Raw genomic sequence first — 5704 nt, forward strand, 5'->3', positions numbered from 1 at the left:
CGAAGTGCGAGGCGAAGGCGTAGGGCAGGCCGCGTTCTGCCGCGAGCTGGGCCGAGAACAGGCTGGAGCCCAGCAGCCAGATGGGCACCGTCGGTACCGGCACCGGGCATGGGCCACGAGGCGCTGGCCGGCCTGGCACGGGGCCCAGCAGGCGCTGCAGCTCGGCCACGTCGCGCGGAAAGTCCTGCTCGGTCTCCACGCGGTCGCGGCGCAGGGCGCGCATGGTGGGGCCGTCGGTGCCGGGCGCGCGGCCCAGGCCCAGGTCGATGCGGCCGGGGTACAGCTCGGCCAGCGTGCCGAAGGCCTCGGCCACCACCAGCGGCGCATGGTTGGGCAGCATGATGCCGCCCGAGCCGACGCGGATGCGCTGCGTGGCGCCGGCGATGTGGCCGACCAGCACGGCGGTGGCCGAGCTGGCGATGCCGGGCATGTTGTGGTGTTCGGCCAGCCAGTAGCGCGAAAAGCCCAGCGATTCGGCATGCTGGGCGGTGCGCACGGCGATCTGCAGGGCCTCGGCCACCGTGCCGCCTTCGCGAACGGCCACCAGATCGAGCATGGAGAGAGCGGGGAATCGTTGCGTGGGGCGTTGCGTAGAGGTCATGCAAACGATTGTGGGGCGCCGGCCAAACCTGTGCTCGCCCGCGGCCATCGGTTCGGTGCTAGGCGCGCCGTGCGGGGCGCCGCGAATGCCAAGTTTGGCGATGGCTGAGCCAGCGTCGATAATCCCAGGCTATGACGGCGCCGCCGTCCCTGTCCCCTGCATCGCCGCAGTCCGCGGCGTGGCCGAGCGGGGCACGCACCAGGACCAGGAAGCCATGGGATTTTTCAGCCGTTTGTTCACGCCGCGGGCGGATGGCAAGGCCGTGGAAGACGACTGGACCTCGCTGCCCGACAGCAACGCCAGCGAACTGGTGGTGATGGGCGAGGAGGCCGCCAAGCTGCTGGCCGAGATCGACATCGACGCCGCCATCGCCAGCCACGAGCGCTGGCTGCCTTGGCTGGAGCAGGTGCTGCAGGGCGCGCGCGACGAGCGGCTGCGGCCCGAGGTGATCCAGGACGACGGCTGCTCGGAACTGGGCCAGTGGCTGCAGGGGGACGGGCGCATCGCGCTGGGCCACTTTCCGGCCTTCGACATGATGGCGCGGCGCCACCGCCATTTCCACCAGCAGGCGGCGGACCTGGTGCGGCACGCCGAGGCGGGCGACATGGCACTGGCGCAGCAGGCGTTCAAGGGTTGCCAGCACGCGTCCAAGCAGGTGGTGCTGCTGCTCAAGGAGCTCAAGCGCGGGCTGGGGCGCTGAAGCGAAGCGGCCCGGCGACAGGCACGGCCACCTTCAGACTCCGGCCTGCCCTGGTCGCCGATGGCGATTGGGGCCGAATAGGCCGCCAGCGCAATCAGTACTAGGGCATCGTGCTATTAAAATAATAGCGATCGATGCTTCGCGCCGTGGCGCTTTCTGGCGTGCCTGCCCGCTCAGTCCCGCGTAACGCGCAGCACTTCCTCGGGGCTGGTGATGCCGGCGCGCACCAGGCGCTCGCCGTCGTCGCGCATCAGCGTCATGCCGCCGGCCAGGGCCGTGGCGCGCAGGTCGGCCTCGGAAGACTGGTTGTGGATCTGCGCGCGCAGCGTGTCGTCCACCACCAGCATCTCGAACACGCCCGTGCGGCCGCGGTAGCCGCTGGGGTCGGACGGATCGAGCTTGCGCACCAGGCGCTGGGCCAGCACGCCGAGCAGCGAGCTGGACAGCAGGAAGGGCTCCACGCCCATGTCGGTCAGCCGCGTGACGGCGCTGGCGGCGTCGTTGGTGTGCAGCGTGGCCAGCACCAAGTGGCCGGTGAGGGAGGCCTGGATGGCGATCTGCGCGGTCTCGAAATCGCGGATTTCGCCGATCATGATCACGTCCGGGTCCTGGCGCAGGATGGCGCGCAGGGCCTTGGCGAAGGTGAGGTCGATCTTGGCGTTCACCTGCGTCTGGCCCACGCCCGGCAGCTCGTATTCGATGGGGTCTTCCACCGTCATGATGTTGCTGCTGGCCGCGTCCAGGCGGCCGAGCGCGGCATACAGCGTGGTGGTCTTGCCCGAGCCCGTGGGCCCGGTCACCAGGATGATGCCGTGCGGCTGGTGGATCAGGCTGTCGAAGCGGCGCAGGGTGTTGCCCTGCATGCCCACGGCCTCCAGGCTCAGCTTGCTCTCGCTCTTGTCCAGGAGGCGCAGCACGGCGCGTTCGCCATGGGCGCTGGGCAGGGTGGACACGCGCACGTCGATGGCGCGGGTGCCCAGGCGCAGGCTGATGCGGCCGTCCTGCGGCAGGCGCTTTTCCGAGATGTCCAGGTCGGCCATGATCTTCAGGCGCGAGATCAGCGCGGCGTGCAGTGCGCGGTTGGGCTGCACCACCTCGCGCAGGGTGCCGTCCACGCGAAAGCGCACGCTGGAGTGGCGCTCGTAGGGCTCGATGTGGATGTCGCTCGCGCCGTCGCGCGCGGCCTGCGTGAGCAGCGCGTTCAGCATGCGGATGATGGGCGCATCGCCGGCCGATTCCAGCAGGTCTTCGACCGCCGGCAGCTCCTGCATCATGCGCGAGAGGTCGGCATCGGATTCGACCTCGCTCACCACCGTTGCCGCGCTCGACTCGCCCTGCGAATAGGCCGCGCTGATGCGCTGCGCCAGCGCGTGGGCATCCAGCGGCATGAGCTCGCGCACGGCGTACTTGCGCAGCACCTCCGACAGGGCGCCGGCATCGGGCGCGGGGCCGTGCCACAGCACGGTGGTCTGGCCGTCGTCCTCGAGCAGCAGCTGGGCGGTGCGCGCGAAGGCGTAGGGAAGCGGGTGGCGCATTTTTGTTAGTTAATTTAATAGGAAGTTCATTTTAGGAAATTAACTCTTATTATGAACTTCCTTTTTAATTAACCTCTCTTCTCTATCAAATATCGATATGCACCGGCCCCGGCGCAAGGTGCTGATGCTCCAGGATTATTTGGAATGTACTTTATGGGCCACCAATTTTGTAAATTGGTGAGGCCGCACACAGTGATTTGACTTCCAATAGGATATTTGTTTGCATCTACCCAAGTAAAAATATAATTTGATTGACAGCGAGGTGTAGTAGATGCTTTGTACGTGATCGATGTCAGTGCCCATCCTGCTGGTGGTTGGCCAGCCCCACAAAAAACGACATAATCCACCGAGTCTTGAGCGTATGCAGATGACCCAAGAGTGACTACCAATGCTGCAAATATATTGCGTATCTTCATTTTACCTCCTGTTGTTGAATATTAAATGGTTGATTTTGATTTTCTCTTGGTGAGCCTCCTTTGATGTTTATTTGGCTATCGGAATTGTTTGCGGGTACCATTGGTTGAAGTGGGGCGAGTATCGGCGCCGCTGAAACTCCTTGCATAACTGCACTTGGTTTCGGTTGCATTTGCTGTTGCAGTGTGCGTAGGGCTTCATATCGATCCGTCACCAAATTGGCGTTAGTGACGGAGTCTCTTATGATGACGGGTCTTAGAAAGACCATTAAGTTTGTTTTCTGCCGAGTACGGCTCTCATTTCTGAAAAGTCCGCCTACAAAAGGTAGATCTCCCGCCAGAGGAACTTTATCTTGCTTCAGTGAATAACTGTCTTCCAGAAGTCCGCCTAAGACGATGATATTATTATCATCTACCAAAACCGTAGATTCTATAGACCGCTTGCTTGTGCTTGGGCCGTTTGAATTCCCGACCGATTCTGGAGAGATTTTGGAGATTTCTTGGTAAAGCGTAAGCTTTACGGTTCCATTCTCGTTAATTTGAGGTCGCACACGCAGGACTAAACCCACGTCCTTGCGCTCGACGGTTGTGAAAGGGTTGACGGTGCTGCTGCCGGTGCTGTTGGCGTAGGAGCCGGTCACGAACGGCACGTTGTTGCCGATGATGATCTGGGCCTCTTCGTTGTCCAGCGTCATCAGGTTCGGGGTGGAGAGCACGTTGGCATCGCCCGTGTTCTCCAGGAAGTTGGCCAGCGCGCCCAGGTAGTAGTTGCCGTTGATGCGCGGCGCGACGGCCACGTTCAGGCCGTTGCCCAGGCTGCTGCCGCTGGAGGTGAGCGCCGAGGCGATGCTGGTCGAGTTGCCGCTGGCCGCCGCCAGGGCGAGGTTGATGATGTTGGAGCCGCCGCCCTGCGTGGAGTTGGTGCCGATCACGCCCACCGTGCCGCTGCCCGTGTTGCCCACCACGCTCTGCCACTGGATGCCGAACTCGGCCACCTTGTTGGCGGCGACTTCGACGATCAGGCTTTCCACCAGCACCTGGGCACGCCGGCCGTCCAGCTGGTCGATCACCGCGCGCAGCTGCCGGTACTGCGGCTCGGGCGCCGAGATGATGAGCGAGTTGGTCGTCGGGTCGGCCTGGATCTGCCCGCCGGTGGAAGGCTGGTTGCTGTTGGACGAGTTGCCCACGCTGCTGGCGTTGCTGCCCAGCCCACCGCTGCTGCTGCTCCCGCCGAACGTGGAGTTGTTGTTCATGGAGCTGCTGCCCCCGGTCTGCGACATGCCGCCCGTCAGCCCGGTCGAGCCCAGGCCCGAGCCGGTGGGCGCGCTGGAGGTGGTGCCCGAGCCCGAAGACCCGCTGCCCGTGGCCGCCGACAGCGCCGCGCGCAGCGTGGCCGCAAGCTTGGTGGCGTCGGCGTTCTTGAGGTACACCACATGGATGTTGCCGCCCGCGGCGCTGCTGCCGGGCGTGGCGGGCTGGTCGAGCTTTTGCACCAGCGACCGCACGAGCGCCAGGCGCGCCGGGTTGGCCGCGCGCAGGATGAGCGAGTTGCTGCGCGGCTCGGCCAGCAGCGTGGTGCGGAACGACGTGTCCGACTGCCCCTGGGCCACGGCCGGAACGGCCCCGGCGGCCGTGCCGCTGCCCTCCAGCAGGCGCGACACCAGCGGCGCCAGTTCGGTGGCCAGCGCGTTCTGCAGCGGGATCACTTCCACGTCGCTGGCGTTGGAGACATCCATGGCCGCCACGATGCGCGCCAGGCGCTGCAGGTTGTCGGCGTAGTCGGTGATCACCAGCGAGTTGTTGCCGGGGTTCACGTTGATCGTGTTGTTGGGGCTGATGAGCGGGCGCAGCACCGGCACCAGGTTGGCCGCGTTCTCGAAGTTGAGCTTGAAGATCTGCGTGACGATCTGCCCGCCGCCGCGCGTGCCGCCGAGGCCGCTTTCCGACACGTTCACGCTGCCGGCCTGCAGCTTGGCATCCGCCTCGGGCACGACCTTGTACAGGCCCGCGGCCTCCACCACCGTGAAGCCCTGCAGCCGCAGCGCGGCCAGGAATTGCTGGAAGGCGGCCGCGGGCGTCACCGCGCGTTCGGTCACCAGGGTGAGCTGGCCCTTCACGCGCGGGTCCACCACCACGTTGCGGCCGGTGATGGTGGCCATGGTGCGTGCCACGGCCTCGATCTCGGCGTTGGCGAAGTTCAGCGTGACCGGCTCGCCGGCGCGCACGCTGCTGGTGCCGGTGCCCACGGCCGTCTGGGCCTGGAGCGTGCCGCCCGCGCAGGCCAGCAGGGCCCCTGCGGCCAAAGCGTGGAGTGCGAACCGCAGGCGTTGCGAAGTCAAGGAAGTCATAGGGTCAACCCACGGTGATGATGGAGCGCGCGCCGGTGCGCCGCCCGATGATATTGAGGAGATTGGCCAGCGCGCCTCGCGCTCGGCGGCCGCCGGTGGGCCTCCGC

General features: G+C 65.5%; 4 protein-coding genes. 1 reads left to right on the forward strand and 3 read right to left on the reverse strand.

The window, feature by feature from the left end:
• On the reverse strand, positions 1-601 hold a 601-nt coding region (locus tag AC27IQ_RS18085), incomplete at its 3' end, for an MsnO8 family LLM class oxidoreductase (protein ID WP_487090281.1).
• Between the two features lie 214 nt (positions 602-815).
• On the opposite strand from AC27IQ_RS18085, the gene AC27IQ_RS18090 reads away from it, so the two are divergent.
• Entirely contained in the window at positions 816-1301 is a 486-nt protein-coding gene (locus AC27IQ_RS18090) for a CZB domain-containing protein (protein ID WP_284429847.1), read from the forward strand.
• 173 nt (positions 1302-1474) lie between these two features.
• On the opposite strand, the gene AC27IQ_RS18095 is transcribed toward AC27IQ_RS18090, so the two are convergent.
• Complete coding sequence (locus tag AC27IQ_RS18095) at positions 1475-2836, reverse strand: GspE/PulE family protein (protein ID WP_284410842.1); 1362 nt, start codon at positions 2834-2836, stop codon at positions 1475-1477.
• Between the two features lie 412 nt (positions 2837-3248).
• A complete protein-coding gene (gspD, locus tag AC27IQ_RS18100; protein ID WP_487090282.1) occupies positions 3249-5597 on the reverse strand; it encodes a type II secretion system secretin GspD in 2349 nt (782 codons plus the stop codon).
• Positions 5598-5704: the final 107 nt, after the last annotated feature.

The organism is Acidovorax sp. KPB24-07 (genome assembly GCF_057543315.1).